General features: G+C 62.4%; 7 protein-coding genes. 5 read left to right on the top strand and 2 right to left on the bottom strand.

All coding sequences use genetic code 11. The annotated features are described in order from the left end of the window. Positions 1-357 precede the first annotated feature (357 nt). Positions 358-3270 (top strand): TonB-dependent receptor plug domain-containing protein, encoded by a 2913-nt coding sequence (locus Q4F19_RS08155; protein WP_303541437.1) that lies wholly within the window; start codon positions 358-360, stop codon positions 3268-3270. A gap of 197 nt (positions 3271-3467) precedes the next feature. On the opposite strand, the gene Q4F19_RS08150 is transcribed toward Q4F19_RS08155, so the two are convergent. Next, on the bottom strand, positions 3468-3713 hold the full coding sequence (locus Q4F19_RS08150; protein WP_431312379.1) for a hypothetical protein: 246 nt from the start codon (positions 3711-3713) through the stop codon (positions 3468-3470). A gap of 575 nt (positions 3714-4288) precedes the next feature. Between Q4F19_RS08150 and Q4F19_RS08145 the strand changes: the two genes are divergently transcribed. Together Q4F19_RS08145 and Q4F19_RS08140 are read left to right on the top strand one after the other, a co-directional pair. Then, complete coding sequence (locus Q4F19_RS08145; protein WP_303541436.1) at positions 4289-5515, top strand: multidrug effflux MFS transporter; 1227 nt, start codon at positions 4289-4291, stop codon at positions 5513-5515. 356 nt (positions 5516-5871) lie between these two features. Then, positions 5872-7335, top strand: a complete 1464-nt coding sequence (locus Q4F19_RS08140; RefSeq protein ID WP_303541435.1) for a serine hydrolase — start codon at positions 5872-5874, stop codon at positions 7333-7335. A 261-nt stretch (positions 7336-7596) separates the two neighbouring features. Here Q4F19_RS08140 and Q4F19_RS08135 read toward each other — a convergent pair whose 3' ends face one another. Continuing rightward, positions 7597-8262, bottom strand: a complete 666-nt coding sequence (locus tag Q4F19_RS08135; protein WP_341850170.1) for an SDR family oxidoreductase — start codon at positions 8260-8262, stop codon at positions 7597-7599. A gap of 911 nt (positions 8263-9173) precedes the next feature. Between Q4F19_RS08135 and Q4F19_RS08130 the strand changes: the two genes are divergently transcribed. Together Q4F19_RS08130 and Q4F19_RS08125 are read left to right on the top strand one after the other, a co-directional pair. Further along, the gene (locus tag Q4F19_RS08130) at positions 9174-12086 is read left to right on the top strand and encodes a TonB-dependent receptor (RefSeq protein WP_303541433.1); all 2913 of its coding nucleotides are present in this window, start codon (positions 9174-9176) and stop codon (positions 12084-12086) included. A gap of 67 nt (positions 12087-12153) precedes the next feature. Beyond that, on the top strand, positions 12154-15999 hold the full coding sequence (locus tag Q4F19_RS08125; protein WP_303541431.1) for a LamG-like jellyroll fold domain-containing protein: 3846 nt from the start codon (positions 12154-12156) through the stop codon (positions 15997-15999).

The following is a 15999-nucleotide window of genomic DNA, read 5'->3' as shown; positions in this document are numbered from 1 at the left end:
GACGCAATCGTTCAATTAAGACATCAAATATGATGGATTGCGTTCACATATAACAACGTGCTGCCGCTTATCGTCGCGTATGCGGCAATGCTAATCAAAAACGACATCGCAAATTTCGGCATGGTTGCGACGCAACCGAACTGCTGAGGCCGACAGGGCAATGGGCATCGGCAAAAGCCGAGCCTCGACGCGATACCCGAAGATTGTTCGGCAAAGGCGCGGTCGCCGCCAGCCGGCTGTCCTCGATTCGCGTCGCCCTGCCGGTGGCTGCGGGCGGTCCAGGCACTAAAATCGATAAAGGGTTTTGCTGTGACGAGATTTCGAGACCTGTATTTTACCAATATTCAAAAATTCGGAATGAAGGCGGTTCTGTTTTCCGGCGGCGCCATGGTTTCGCTCGTCATTGCGGGCCAATCCGCACGAGCCCAAACCGTCGCAGCTCCCCCGCGGGGCAGCGAAGCCGCGATCAGCGCGCAGGCTGATGCGCAGGGCGGCCTGACAACGTCAGCAGATGATGGAGCGGGTCAGAGCGCCGAGATTACCGTCACGGGCAGCCGGATCGTGCGTGACGGCTATAGTGCGCCGACGCCAGTCACTGTGCTCGGGTCGGCCGACATTGCCGCCCAATCGCCGGCAAACATCTCCGATTTCGTCAACCAGCTCCCCGCGATCACGCCGGGCAGCACGTCTGCGAACAGCTCGGGCAGCCTTTCGAGCGGCATTGCTGGCATCAACTCCGTTAACCTTCGCGGCCTCGGTGCGGGTCGCACGCTCGTGCTGCTGGACGGCCAGCGTTCGGTGGCCTCGTCGGTCAGTGGGATTGTCGACGTCAATACGTTCCCGCAGGAACTGGTCGAGCGGGTTGAAGTGGTCACTGGCGGTGCGTCCGCGCAATATGGCTCGGACGCCGTCGGCGGCGTCATCAATTTCATCCTCGACAAGAAGTTCACGGGCTTCAAACTGTCTGCGGACGAGGGGCTGTCGACCTACGGCGACGGCCACAATTACAATTTCGCGGCGACCGCCGGCCTTTCGTTTCTCGACGACCGCATCCATGTCCTGCTCAACGGCGAATATTATCACCAGAGCGGCGTCAATACGATCGATCGCAGCTGGAACGACAGCGGCTATTTCCAGATCAACAACCCCGCTTATACCGCCACGAACGGGCAGCCGCAGCGCCTCGTCGGGTCGGGCTTCGCGCCGGCCACCTACACGTCCGGCGGTCTGGTCGCCTCGGGTCCGCTACGCGGAACGTATTTTCTCGGCAACGGCACGACCGGACAGCTCAACTACGGCACGACCAATACCGTCTCGAGCCCCTGGATGATCGGTGGCGACGGCGCCACCACGCTGGCCGGTCATGTCGGCACGAATTCACTGTTGCCGACCGAGAAGCGGATGGCGGTGTTCGACCGGACCTCGTTCGATCTCACCGATGATATCCAGATCTACGGCCAGTTTTCCTGGAATCGCTACGAGGGACAGAGCTTCTATCAGCAGACGCCGAGCACCGGCGTCACCATCCAGCGCGACAATGCCTATCTGACGAGCCTCTACCCGCAGGTCGCCGCGCAGATGGCGGCCAACAACCTCACCTCGCTCTCCATCGGCACCAGCAACGCCGGCTTCCCGGTGCCCGGAAGCGACAATACCCGCGAGGTGTTCCGCTATGTCGCGGGGGCGAGCGGCAAGTTCAGCCTCTTCGACCGCGACTGGAAGTGGGACGCTTATTATCAGCATGGCGTCACGAAGGCGCACGAGGAGCTGACCAACACCTGGAACAACGCGCGCATGGCGCTCGCCCAGGATGCGGTCTTCTCCAACGGCCAGATCGTCTGCCGCTCGACGCTCACCAATCCGGGCAATGGCTGCGTGCCGATCAACCGGCTGGGCACCAGCGGCCCGTCGCAGGCGGCGCTCAATTATATCTATGGCGCCCAGCAGCCGTATCGCGACGAGACCATCAAGCAGGACGTCGCCTCGGCCAGCATCAACGGGGAATTGTTCAATCTGCCGGGCGGCCCGGTCGCGATCGCCATCGGCGGGGAATGGCGCAAGGAACAAATCAACGGCTATGTTGATCCTCAGTTCAACAGCGGATGGCTGTACGGCAATTATCTCGTCAACAAGGGTCAGTATAACGTCAGGGAAGGCTTCGTCGAAATCGACGCGCCCCTGTTCAAGGGCTTCAATCTCAACGCAGCCGGGCGCTACACCGATTATTCGACCTCGGGCACCGTCCAGACCTGGAAGGCCGGGGCAACCTATTCGCCCATCCCGGATATAAAGTTCCGGGGCACCTATAGCCACGACATCCGGGCGCCCAATCTCCAGGAATTGTTCGCTGCGGGCACGGCGCGAACCAACACCGTCATCCTGCCCGCAAACTCGACGATTGGCGCGGGCAGCTATCAGTTCGTCGAGAGCACGATCGGCAATCGCAATCTCAAGCCGGAAAAGGCCAATACCTGGACGGCCGGATTCGTCACGACGCCCCGTTTCCTTCCCGGGTTCACGGCCTCGTTCGATTATTATGACATCAAGATCACCGATGCGATCGGATCGATCACCGCGCAGAACACGGTCGATTTTTGCTATACCGGGTCGACGGCCTATTGCTCGAACATCGCCTATAGCAGCGGCACGCTCAGCACGATCACGATCCAGCCGTTCAATTTCGCGAGCCAGCGCGAAAAGGGTTTCGACATCGCGGCAAGCTATCGCACCGAACTGGCCGCGATCTCGCCGAACCTCCCCGGCGCCTTCTCGATCCATGCCGACGTCACGCACTACATTTCCAACGTGATCGACAATGGGATTTTCCCGGTCGATTATGCCGGGGTCAACGGCGGAAGCCTCGCGGGCACATATAGCGAGCCAAGCTGGGTCTATCGCGTCAGCGCATTTTACGAGATCAATGCGTTCACCTTCAATCTCGTGGGACGTGGCTTCAGTTCCGGCGTCTATGGAAATGACTATATCGAATGCACGTCGAACTGCCCGACCTCTACCACGCAATATCGCACGATCAACGATAACAGCATCAAGGGCATCAAATATTTCGATGCTTCCGTGAGCGTGAAGGTTAAGGCGGCAGGCCATGATGCGAGCATCACGCTCGTCGTGAACAATATCTTCAACAAGGCGCCGGTGCTCATCGGCAACGGTCCGGATGGCAACAATGTGCCGGCGGCCGCCCAGACAAATCGCTCGCTTTACGATGTCGTCGGACGGGTCGTTCGCGTATCTACCAAACTGAAATTTTGATCGCGACAGCCAGATAATCGATGAGCAATGATCGGTTCGCTGATCACTGAGTGACATGCTTGACTTCACCGGACGGGAAAACCTCCCGTCCGGGTCTTATAAACTCTGCGAATACTGCGTAGGATCAGGAAATTTCATTGTGAGATGTCGGGCGGCATCCACAACCCATTGACCGTACCGGGTCAGGAGGCCAGCGGCTAGACCGCGAACTCTTCACGAGCGACCGCCCCGGAGGGCAACGCGCTCGAATCGCCGCACAATGACTGCTTAGCGGCCGACCGGAATGTGTGGAGCAGCGGTTCGGTATAGCCGTTCGGCTGGGCCAGACCTTCAAAAATCAGTGCGCACGCCGCCTCGAAAGCTATGCCCGCTGGCTGCCCATTCTGGAGCAACGGCAAATAGCCTGGGTCGTTCGGATTCTGCGCATCTCCCTTCGCGGCCATGCGTCGCAGCGAAAGGCCGATCTCCCCGCCTATATCAAGGCATGCCTCTGGTGTGCTTGGGACTATGACGATGCTTATTCTCGTTCAGATCGACCTCTCTAAGGCGAGTATGGCCTTATTCGAAAACGATGAGACTGCGGCTCTGGCTCTGGTAGGAGCTCACGGCGGAAGCCTCTTGGAGCGGTTGCGTACCACGAACGGGAAGAGCGAGGTGCATCTGCTTCACTTTCCCAACGGTGAGGCTTTCGATGCATTCCGTGACGACCCAGTACGGGCTCAGCTTCAGGGCTTGTGGTCACAGTGCGGTGCTTTATCGACCGTCACGCAAGTTTACCGCTTGCGCCAATCTTGACAGTCCCGTCACTGCAAAGCCCATCGCCGACAGGCGCCCTGTGTGCTCCCCATTTTTGTTGCTGAAACGAAATGAACGGACCGCGGCTTTTGGCAAGCGCTGCGGCACTGGGCGGCTGCGAGTGGCTTTTTCGCCGCCGTGAGCTGCCCGGAGCAACTGTCTAATAGCGGATACTTGGGAGAATACCTATTTCGCCCGTCCACCGGTTGAGCAAGGCACCCTAATGAATCGCCCCGATCCAGCGCCTGAACTACATCGCCACGAGTTCGTGGCATTCGTTGCCGCGGTGATGGCAGTGAACGCGCTGGGCGTCGATCTGATGCTCCCGGCGCTGGCCGATATCGGTCGCGACCTGGGCGTCGGGACCGCCAACCATCGCCAGTGGATCGTAACCGCCTACGTTCTGGGCTTCGGCGCGGGCCAGTTGATCTACGGGCCGCTGGCCGACCGCTTCGGCCGCCGTCCTATCTTAATCGCGACGCTTGCCGGCTTCGTCGCCGCCAGCATCTTCGCCGCCGGGTCGGCGACGTTCGATGCGCTGCTGGGCGCCCGCGCACTGCAGGGATTGATGTCGGCATCCACCCGTGTGCTGTCGGTTGCGATCGTTCGCGATCGTTTTTCGGGTCGGCAGATGGCGCGGACACTGTCTGTCGCGCAGATGATCTTCTTTCTCGTACCGATCCTGGCGCCCACCATTGGGCAGGGTCTGCTCGCTTTCGGCCCATGGCGATTTATCTTCTATGCGCTCGGGGCTTTTGCGGCGGCTGTGCTAGCATGGACGATGTGGCGCGTACCAGAGACGCTACCGCAGGAGCGGCGCGTTCCTCTGTCGTTTGCGTCACTGACGAGATCCTACCGGCTCACGCTCTCGAACCGGTTTTCTGCCGGTTATGCGATGGCGGCATCGCTCACCTTCGGCGGCATCATCGCGTTCGTTGCTTCCGCGCAGCAGATCTTCGTCGACGAATTTGGCGCGGGCGGCCGCTTCACCCTGTTGTTCGGCACCTGCGCTTTTGCAATGGCCTGCGCATCATTCGCCAACAGCCGCCTCGTCGAGCGACTAGGAACACGTCTCATCTCGCAAACAGCGGTCGCCGCGCTGATCGGGCTGTCGGTGATGCATCTCGTGGTGATCGCGACAGGCGCGGAGTCGCTGTGGAGCTATGTCCTTTTCCAGGCGCTCAGCATGACCTGCATCGGGCTATGCGGATCGAACTTCGGTGCCATGGCAATGGAGCCAGTAGGCCACATCGCCGGCACCGCATCTTCAATACAGGGGTTTATCACTAGCATCGGAGCGGTGCTGGTCGCTTCTGCGATCGGGCAATCTTACGATGGTACGACCTATCCTCTGGCGGTCGGCTATCTATGCATTGGCATCGCGGTCGCAGCGACCGTCTTCGTAGTCGAGAGCGGACAGCTGTTCCGGCCGCGGCTTATGGCCGGTTGAGAAAGCGTCATGTGCTCGACCCCCAGATGAGCCGGAAATGCGTAGGTGAACGAGCGCCGCTTCGGGCAGCGGCGGGGTTGCAGTGAATGGCGGCTTCTGGGCCGTTTTGATTAGACGTCATGGCGCGATCAGCCGGCGGGACCTCTACAGCGCCACCATTGCCGACAGCTTTGATCTGGCGAGCCAGCGGTCTGGCGTGATAGCCAATTGAAGCGGGATAGGGGGGGCACGGAGTGGGACAATATCGATGGTCTCGTCGCGAGGCCTTGGCAGCCGGTGCAGGTGTTGTCGCGGCCACTGTCGCTTGGCCATCCGCTGCTGGAACGACCACGGTAGGCGAGCGGATCGACGCGGTAGTGCGCCGGTTCATGGATGCGTTCGGCACGCCGGGCATCGGCGTCGCATTGGTTCGGGCAGGCGGTCCGGCGCTAGCCCGAGGTTATGGCGTCCGCCAGCTCGGCCGCCCCGAGAAGGTGGACGCGGATACGCTTTTCGCGATCGCCTCCAATTCGAAGGCGTTCGTCGCCGCGGGCATCGCCATGTTGGTGGAGGCGGATAAGCTGGGCTGGGACGAGCCGGTGATCCGGTATCTGACGGATTTCGCGACCAGTGACCCGGTCGTAACGCAAAGCATGACGGTGCGCGATCTGCTCTGCCATCGTAGCGGGCTTCCGCTGGGCGCGGGGGATCTGATGCAGTTTCCCCTGTCCAATCATACGCGCGCCGACCTCTATCACGGCTTGCGCTATCTGCCGTTCGAGCGGGGCTTTCGCAGCGGCTACGCCTACGACAACATTCTCTATGTGGTCGCCGGCGTGTTGATCGAGCGCGTCTCCGGGATGACGTTCGAGGATTACACGACGAAGCGGCTGCTCGAGCCGCTTGGCATGCGCACCGCCGTCGCCAGCCGCGAACTTGTGCGTACCGCTAACCTGGCGGCCCGCCATGCACGGCTTGGGCCGCCGACGCCCGGTGTCGGTCCGTTGAGCGTGGTCAATCCGGACGAGTCAGCCGCCGCCAGTCCGGCAGGCGGCATCCACGCCAGCGTGACGGACATCTCGCTGTGGCTCCAGACCCAGCTCGCCAAGGGCGTGACGCCGTCCGGGCATCGGCTGTGGAGCGAGAAGGATGCCGACGCGATGTGGACGCCGCAGGTCGTCACCGCGGCGACGGAAGGGCCGACAGCGGACAATCCCGTCCGGGGCGTGCTGCAAGGCTATGGGCTCGGCTGGTTTCTGTCGGATTATCGCGGGCACCGGATCCTCTTCCACTCGGGAGGCCTGAGCGGGCAGGTGACGCAGACCGCCTTGCTGCCGGAACAGGGGATCGGCATCGCTGTGTTCACCAATGTAGAAGACGGGCTCAGCGCGCCATTACGCAACGCGATCCTCGATCTGGCGGTCGCGGCACCGCCGTTCGACTGGGTCGCTGCGGCCGAGCGCGGCCGGGCGCGCAACGAGGCGGAGCTGCGCAAGGAGGCCGGTGGTGGCGACTTCGCGGTCCCGCCCGGCGGTCTCTCGCTGGCGCTTGGCGCCTATCCGGGGCGGTATCGGGACCCTTGGTATGGCGACATCGTCGTCGCCGAAAAGGGCGGGCGCCTGTCCATCGATTTTACGCGCACACCGATCTTCAAGAGCAGGCTGGAACCGTTTGGACCCGACACGTTCCGCACCCGCTTTGCAAAAGGCGCCGGCGAGGATGCCGTGGTCGCCTTCGTGATCGAAAGCGGGAAGGCCGTAAGGCTGAAGCTGCGCGCCCTCTCACCGCTCGCGGATTTTTCCTACGATTTCCAGCATCTCGCACCGGTTCGGGTCGGGTGAGTCTGGCAACCAGTCCGATCGCTGCGATCTTCCTCCGTGCGAACTCATCGTCGACCCGGGCCGGTCCTGCCGCGCAATACCCGGCTGGACAGCGACTGCCCCGATTGCCCAGTCAGCCGATGAACGAAAGTCTGGTTACGGGAAGCACTAAGGCCGGCGCGAATGTCCAGCAATGGGTTTAATCGCGAAGTAGCCGTGAGGTGTCTGAAGCTCGGTCCAGGCGGAGCGTATGGGCGCAATCTAATCGAAGCGGCGCCTGTCTCATGCGCTCCAACCACCATCGATGTCGTAAGTGGAGCCGGTAATGAATCCGGCTTCATGCGAAGCTAGATAAGCGACTAGGCTGGCCACTTCGCCGGGCGTTCCGTGCCGGGCGATAGCAAGCGGGCCTCTATTGGCGATAGCGTTGGGGCCGTCGGCGGGATTGCGTTCCGTGTCGATCGGTCCTGGCTGCACCAGGTTCGCCGTGATGCCCCGAGAGCCAAGATGGCGGGCCAAACCTCGGGTCATTCCACCCAAGGCGGCTTTACTTGCGGCGTAGAGCGTTCCGCCAGCACCGGGCATCCTGTCTGCGACGATGCTGCCGATCGTAATAATCCGTCCACCGGGTGGCATCAACGAGGCGGCTTTCTTCGCGGCGAGAAATGGTGCTCTGACATTCAGCGCAAACGAGCGATCGAAAGCGTCGTCCGCGAGAGATTCCAATGGTCCAAGGATCGACGTCCCGGCCACGCTTACGAGAATGTCCAAACCGCCAAGTTGGGCGGCTATCGCATCAACTGCATCGTTTAGCGCCAATACGTCGCTGACATCGGCTTGCACCATCGCGACCGTCGCACCCTGTTCGCGAAGCTCGTGCCCAACAAGCTCTGCCTCACTTGCTCGACTCAAATAGATTATGCCGACCGACGCGCCATCGGCCGCCATCCTACGGCTGATGGCGCGCCAATCCCCCTCGTCCCGCCGATCACAAGCGCGGCTTTTCCTTCTAACGCCCTCATATGGCACTTTTCCGGAGAATGGTGGCTATCGGCAAGCTACGCATTGGACGGGTCAAAGCCAACGGTGCCGGTTGTGGCTTTTTCATACTAATTACTCGCGCGTGCGTATCCTGGGGCCGATGAAGATGCTCACTGCAGCCTCATCGCGCAGGTCGCCTGCCAGCTGACCTGCCCGCCGTTGGGACGAACGCATGCCATGGTATCGGACGTCGTCGTCAGATCGGCCGATCGCCCAAGACACATTGTCTCGAGGCCTTCACTCACGCTGCACCGTCGCTGCATAGGCAGTGCTGCAAACTCAATCCATGGCGTCCTTACGCCAATGCGATCGACGAAAACACAAGCTGCAGTCTCTTTCGGCCTAAAATGGGAGCGGTAGCGGCCAACGGTCGAGTGGGACGAGCCCGCCGGGCGCTTCACAAAGCGCTAGCAAGATTGCTGGATCGTGAAGAAAACTGCTGACACCGGTGACATTACGTGAGACGTAGGGGCCAGCCTAGTAAGAATCGCACTTTTGATGCGAGCGGCTGCAGGGGATGCTGATGAGTGGTCTAAGATTCCGCTTCGCGGTCGCACAGCTGACCTGCGCCTCCAACAGACCGCCTGGCTTTGAGCGGTCGGGATGCGGCATCTCTGAGCTCGCCTTCACACTGGGATGAGCACCAGCCCCGGCAGGTTGCTGCTGGCCGCCGTGAAAGAGATTGCCATTTACACAGACTTGCTGGCGAAAAGCGGAGCACCGCGCGTCGGACGAACAATAATGCGGAGGGGGATTTAATGAAACTGTTCATCGCTCGGCTTACGTTGTGCTGCTCGACCAGCGCCATCATCGCTGGGATGGCGTCGGCCCAGACCACGCTACCTGCGCCAGGCACGACGGCCTCCGCGCCCGCGCCCGCTGCCGTCGAGAATTCCAGCCAGACCTCTACCTCGCTGAAAACCGATTTGCCCGCCGGGGCCGCCGAAGAGATCGTGGTAACCGGTTTCCGAGCCAGCCTGGCGTCCGCAATTAGCGCCAAGCGAGAATCTCTTGGCGCGATCGACGTCATTAAGGCGGAAGACATTGCGAAATTTCCAGACAACAATCTCGCAGAATCCATTCAGCGCGTTCCTGGCGTCTCGATCGGCCGGGATGCGGGTGAAGGACGCAACATCACCGTCCGCGGTCTGGGCGCGCAGTTCACCCGCATTCGCATTAACGGCATGGAGGCCCTGAGCACCACCACCTCCACCGACAGCTCCGGCGGCGCCAATCGCGGCCGTGGCTTCGACTTCAACGTGTTCGCGTCCGAGCTTTTCAGCGCGATCACGGTCCGCAAGACGCAGTCGGCCGAAATCGACGAAGGGTCGCTCGGTGCAACCGTCGACCTTCAGACCGCCCATCCGCTTGACTATAAGAAGACGACGGTCGCGGCTTCCGCGCAGGGCAATTACAACGATCTGCGCAAGAAGGTCGACCCGCGCCTCGCCGGACTGTTCACGACCAAATTGCTCAACGATACGGTCGGCGTCCTCGTCTCAGGCGCCTATTCGCGCAGCCGGAAATACGAAGATGGCGCCGGATCGGTCGGCTTCGACACGACCGCCACCAATGGCGGCTATTGCTCGCCGATCGGCTTCGCGCCCGCCAATCCCGGTCTCTCCGCGTCGACCGGCACGACAGCCACATCCTGCTCCACCGGCGTGCCGCGTCCCGCCAACACGGCCGACAATATCGCGGCATACAACACCGTAAATGCCGGCAACGGCAATTCGGTGCACGCGCCACGCCTGCCTCGCTACGGTCGCCTGACTCACGACCAGAAGCGTCTCGGCCTGACCGGTTCGCTCCAATGGCAGCCGACCAGCCATACGCTGCTGACATTTGACACCCTCTACTCCAAATATCATGCGACGCGGGAGGAGAACTTCATCGAGGCCTTCTCGTTCAGTCGCGCACTCTCCAACAATGGCAAGCCGCAGACTGCCGTGCGCCAGGCCGTCGTCAACGGCGCGGGCGATCTCGTTTACGGTGTGTTCGACAATGTCGATGTCCGTTCGGAAACACGCTTCACCGATTTCACCACGAAGTTCCAGCAGTATACGCTGAACGGTAAGCAGGACCTGACCGATTGGTGGACGGTGACTGGATCCGCCGGCTATTCGAAGTCGGCATTGACAGTGCCGATAGACACGACGCTCACCATAGATCGACCCAATAGCCAGAATTATAGCTGGGACTATCGTGACAATAGCCGCCGGCCAATCCTGAACTACGGGTTTGACGTCAACAATCCGGGCAACTTCGGATTCATCAACGGCACGTCCGAGATACGCCTGAGCACTGCGAGTTCGATCAACACGTTCAAGAATGCGACCCTGCAGAGCAACATGCGGGTTACCGAGGGGCTGAACGTCAAGATCGGAGGCGCCTACAAGAAGTTCAAATTCGACTCTGACGCGACGTCCCGAGCAGACAATTCGCTGCTCGTTCCGGGCTTGCCGGCGGGCACGACCGTCGCTGATCTGACGCGGACCATTTCGGGCTTCGGCAAGGGGCTCAACGTGCCGTCGCCGACTCCCACCTCGTGGCTGACCCCGGACGTCGATAAGTTCGTAAAAGTCTTCAACATCTTTTCGAACACCGGGACCTTCCTGCAGACCGGGGTGGCGAACAGCAGCGCGCGCGGCAACATCCGCAACGTGACCGAAAAGGACAAGGCCGGTTATGGTCAAGTCGAGTTCAACGGGGATCCGCTTTTCAACTTCCCGCTGCGCGGCGACATCGGGGTTCGGTATGTCGAAACCAACCAGGCCTCGCAGGGCTATCAGTTGGTTGGAGCCGCTCCCGTCCTCGTCCTCGCCGACCGCAAATACCATAACTGGCTCCCGTCGCTGAACCTCGCATATTCGCCGACGCAACAGCTCATTTTCCGTCTTGGCGCGTCCAAGGTGATCGCCCGGCCCGACCTTGGCAATTTGACGCCGGGTGGCTCGATCACGGTGACCGGCGCTCGCAGCGTGACCGTCGGCAACCCCGATCTGGATCCGATCAAGGCAAAGACGCTCGATCTCGCGGCCGAATGGTATCCGTCGCGGGATTCGCTGCTGTCGGTCGCTTACTTCTACAAAAAGATCAGCACCTACATCCAGACGCTGCAACAGGATCTCCCGTTCAACCAGTTGGGCCTCGATCCGTCTCTGCTCAACAATTCGACCACCGTCGTCACGGACATCTTCACCTCTCGGCGTCCGTTCAATACGGACGGTGGACCGCTCAAGGGCTTCGAGATCAATGGACAGACCTCGCTGCCGCTGAACTTCCTGCCGGATTGGCTCAACCACTTCGGCGTGCTCGCCAACTACACGCACGTCACCTCGAAGATCACCTATATCCTGACCAGCGCAGGCGGCGTGCCCGTGACGACGACGACGGCGGCCCTCGTCGGCCTGTCGAAGAACGCCGCAAATGCGACCGTCTATTTCGACGACGGCAAGTTCTCGCTGCGCGGTTCCGTCGCCTATCGCGGCGGATTCTTGGTCAGCGTGCCCGGCCAGAACACCGGCAACGACGTCAATGGCCAGAGCAAGATCACGACGGTCGACGCCAATGCCACCTATCAGATCAACGAATGGCTGAAGGTAACCGTGCAGGGGCTCAATCTGACGGACGCGTATGTCGATCAATACCAGGACTCGAGCCGCAACAGTCCGTTCATCAACACGCACACGGGTCGTCAGATCTATTTCGGCGTCGGCGTGAAGTTCTGATCCCCGAGCCTAGCGGGGGGCCGAAGGCCCCCCTCTTTTTTCCCGAAATCGATAGGCACGCATTTTCATGAGCATGATTGCCCGCAGGCTGATCCTTATCGCGTCCACCTGCCTCGCGGCCAGTGCGCAGGCCCAGTCCGGGGCTGAGACATCTCTAGGCGATGGCCTCCTCTTCTCCCTGTCGGGCGATACCGGCCTCGTCGCGGAGAAGGCCGCCGGCAAGGCGGCCCCCATTTTCGCGGACGGTGCCAAGATCATTCCCGACGGCCGCTCCGGCTCCGCGCTCGGCCTGGCAAACGAACTGACGCTAGCCTGGCCTGCACCGGGCAACATCATGGCCCAGCGCGGCACACTCTCCTTCTTCTTCCGCGCGCGCACGCCGTTGGGCACGACGCCGTTCCCGCTCTTCCGGATCGGCGATAGCGACGGCACCAGCTGGGATATGGCCTGGGGTCGGATCGACTGGAACGGGCACGGCTTCGACGCCTTCGTAACCGACACGGGCCTCGCCCGCACGCGCGTCTCGACGAAGATCGACACTATCCCGACGCCTACAGCCTGGACCCACGTCACGTTCGGCTGGGATGAAACCAGCGGCGTGCGCCTTTGGATCAACGGCAAGCTCGTCGGCCATACCGATCGCAAGGCGGTCTATGACGGCGGACTGTTCGGCTTCGGCCCGTTCCAGCGGATCGTGTCGCCGCATCAGGTGCAAAGCCAGTATAATTTTCATCGCTCGGGCGACATCGACGAGCTGCGCATCTACGATCACATGCTTGACGATGCGCAGGTCGCCTCGCTCGCCGCCGCCCAGGCGCCTCAGGTCCCGGCCGCGCCGCCGCGCTCGCTGGCGGACGCCGGCACGCGCGCCGACTGGTGGCTGCGCTACGGCTGGAACCAGCAGGCGCCAGTCTATCTGTCGGACGCGTCCACCCGCATCCGCAAGGTCGAGTTCGCCGATACGCGGGACCAGAAGGAACGGATGTTCCGGGGCACGGACGGGATCCGCGAGACGACTTGGCCCGGCGTCTACAATCGCTCGCGGCTTCCCGGTCGCCACGATTATTTCGAACTGCCGGATTGGAACGTCTACTCAACCGGCGGCAAGAGCTATACGCTGACGCTGCCCGACGAGCCGTGGAACCGGATCGAAATCAACGGCCCCGCCTACGGCACGCTCAGCGACGCGCGCGGCGTGCTGTTCCGACGCGCTGTGGGACAAGAGCGCACTTCGAATGCGCTGGGACAGCAGCATCGCGGTGGGGTGCTGCGCTTCGACAACGTCGCCCAGGAGACCCCGATCGAGGAGATCGCGGCCTATGACGTGACGGCCGGCGTGGAGCCCGCCGATCCGGTCGTGCTGAGCTATGTGCTCGATGCCCGCGCCGATCCCGCTTTCTATCCGGCGCTCGATGCGCTCCGCATGACGATTGCCGGCCGGAACATTGCCGACGAGCGTACGGCCGTCGTGGCGCTCCCCGCCGGCGCACCGCGCAAGCGCCTTGCCGACGAGGGCCCTACGGCGCTTCCGGTCGTCCACATCCTCGTCCCGGGCGATTTCCGCGACGCGCGTAGCGGCGGCACCGCCCAACGCTTCGCCTATGGCACGGAGAATATGGACGTCGGGCTCGACGGCATCGCGCTCGATCTTCCGCCGATGGACGTGAAGGCGACGCATGGCGGGCTCCTCCCACTAAATATTCGAATCAAAGATCCCACCTGGCCGGACCGCGACCTCCTCGATATCAATGTCTCGGTGAAGCCGGGCGAGGCACGCACGCTCTGGCTCGACACGCGCGACCGCATCCTTCCGCCAGGCGCCAATCTCGCGATCGACATCGCGGCAGCGGGCGGAGGCTTCGACGCCGCGAAGCTCGATGGCACCCGCATCCGGGCGCTCTACAAGCCGGCGTCTGCCGCGAAGGCCGAGCATGTCGCCGACCGCTTCGAACAAGCCCGCGACAATCTTTCCTTCCTCGTCGAGGAACAGCCGAACAGCCGCGCCTATCCGATCTGGGATCGCTTCGAGCGCGACATTTCCGACGTGCTTCGCGTCGATCCCGCCAATGCCGTCGCGCGCTCCTACTGGGTCGAGAAGAACCCCAATCAGCCTTACGCGTCCTTCACGCAGGACGCCGCCTCGGCCGGCGTGCCGCTATGGGCCTTCCGCCAGAGCCAGGATCTCAAACTCTATCGCAAGTTCGTCGACTGGTGGATCGACAACCGACAGATCGCGGACGGCGAATTCGGCGGCGGCCTCTCCGACGATACCGATCTGGTCAATCAATGGGTGCCGCTCGCGCTGATGGGCGTCGAGCCCGCGCGCCTCGCCGCCTCCCAGCGCCGTGTGCTCGATGCGACCTACGCCAATGGCATGTGGTCCGATGGGCTCAGCCGCATCCGTGCCGACGAGCTGCACAGCTACGAAGAGGGCATCAATTCGGTCGCGCAGTCGCTGCAGATCAGCCGGGGCGATCCCACCGCGATCGAGCGGGCAATGGACGTGGCGCGTAATTATCCGCGCCTGATCGCAGTCAATCCCGCCGGCCATCACCACATTACCTCAAGTTATTACAGCGGCACCGATATCGTGCGCGAAGGTATCTGGGGCTGGCAGCATCCCTATAGCGTCCTGATCACGCACCCGGGCCTGCTGCTCGCCGACTATAACGGCGCGCCTGCCGTCAAAGCGGCTCTGCTGCCGGTGCTCGACGATTGGCTCGCTCACGGCAAGCAGGCCGCCGATGGCAGCTGGAGTTTCCCTTCCGACATCGAATGGTCCACGGATGCCGCGACTGGCAACGGCGTCGTAAGCGCTGCCAATGTCTTCTGGGCCGCGTGGACCTGGACCGGAGACGGCAAATATCTCCAGCCAATCGATTCCGATCGCATCCAGAAGAATCTGGCCGGCCTCTCGCGTCTGAATGCCGATCTTTTGACGCGTCTTCCGGCGGGTCCACCGCTCGCCCGCGCGATCGCCCAAGGATCGGCAAAGCCGGCCGGCTCCGACAACGATCGCAACCTTGGCGGCAGCACCGACGCGGACTTTGCGCGCTTCGTCCGGTGGCAGCAGACGGGCGACAAGTCGATCCTTGCGGATTTGTTCGGATCAGAGATTGAGTCGGACGCGCAGCGCATGCATTTGCTGACCGAAGGGCATCTCTGGTCCGATCGCGTCAGCGTGCCGAGCGAGATGCTCCAGCGCACCCGGCTCGGCGGCGTCGCGCATCGCCGCAACGCTTACTATCCCGGCAATCTGGTCCGCTGGCGCTTCGCCGAAGGCACGCAGGCCGAAGATGTCGCGATCCTGATCCCGTCAGGCGATCCGCGAAAGTTCAAGGTGATCGCCTTCAACCTGAGCGATCGGCCTGTCACGGCGACGATGATCGGCGACCAGCTTGTCGCCGGAGCGTGGTCAATGACGTCCGGGACCGACGCCGATGGCGACGATCGCGCCGACGCCCCGTCCGCCGCGACATCGGTCACGCTGGAGGAAGGCGCGAAGGTGCCTCTGGCCCTGCCGCCCCGCCAAACGATCGTCTTCGACTTTACCTTGGCCACCCCGGGCGAAGAGCCGCGCACGCGCGCCGACGTCGGCATTTCAGGAGACGATCTCGCGCTTTCCGGCGCCCGCCTCACCGCCAAGATCCATAGCCTCGGCGCCAAGCCGTCGCCTGCCGGAACCGCGGCGCTGCTGGACGGCACCGGCAGGACTTTGGGCACCGTCCGCTTCGCCGCCCTCGCCGCGCCCGTCGATCTGCAGCCCCGTGTGGCGAGCGTCACCTTCGCCGTCCCCCAGGCCGCGCGCAAGGGTCCGCTCACCGTCCGGCTGGCGCTGGACGGCGACCCGGCCGAAATATCCGCCGACAATAATAGCGCGACCTTGGGCGCCACGATCGCCGAAGGTCGATAG

The sequence above is a fragment of the Sphingomonas natans genome (assembly GCF_030546695.1).
Taxonomy (GTDB): domain Bacteria; phylum Pseudomonadota; class Alphaproteobacteria; order Sphingomonadales; family Sphingomonadaceae; genus Sphingomonas_I; species Sphingomonas_I natans.
This window is presented reverse-complemented; position numbering and strand designations above follow the sequence as displayed.

What these genes read in the sequence shown, in the direction of transcription:
- Q4F19_RS08135 (WP_341850170.1), bottom strand. Translation starts at nt 8,262, where the DNA reads ATGGCGGCCGATGGCGCGTCGGTCGGCATAATCTATTTGAGTCGAGCA.
- Q4F19_RS08130 (WP_303541433.1), top strand. Translation starts at nt 9,174, where the DNA reads ATGGCGTCGGCCCAGACCACGCTACCTGCGCCAGGCACGACGGCCTCC.
- Q4F19_RS08150 (WP_431312379.1), bottom strand. Translation starts at nt 3,713, where the DNA reads ATGGCCGCGAAGGGAGATGCGCAGAATCCGAACGACCCAGGCTATTTG.
- Q4F19_RS08155 (WP_303541437.1), top strand. Translation starts at nt 358, where the DNA reads ATGAAGGCGGTTCTGTTTTCCGGCGGCGCCATGGTTTCGCTCGTCATT.
- Q4F19_RS08145 (WP_303541436.1), top strand. Translation starts at nt 4,289, where the DNA reads ATGAATCGCCCCGATCCAGCGCCTGAACTACATCGCCACGAGTTCGTG.
- Q4F19_RS08125 (WP_303541431.1), top strand. Translation starts at nt 12,154, where the DNA reads ATGAGCATGATTGCCCGCAGGCTGATCCTTATCGCGTCCACCTGCCTC.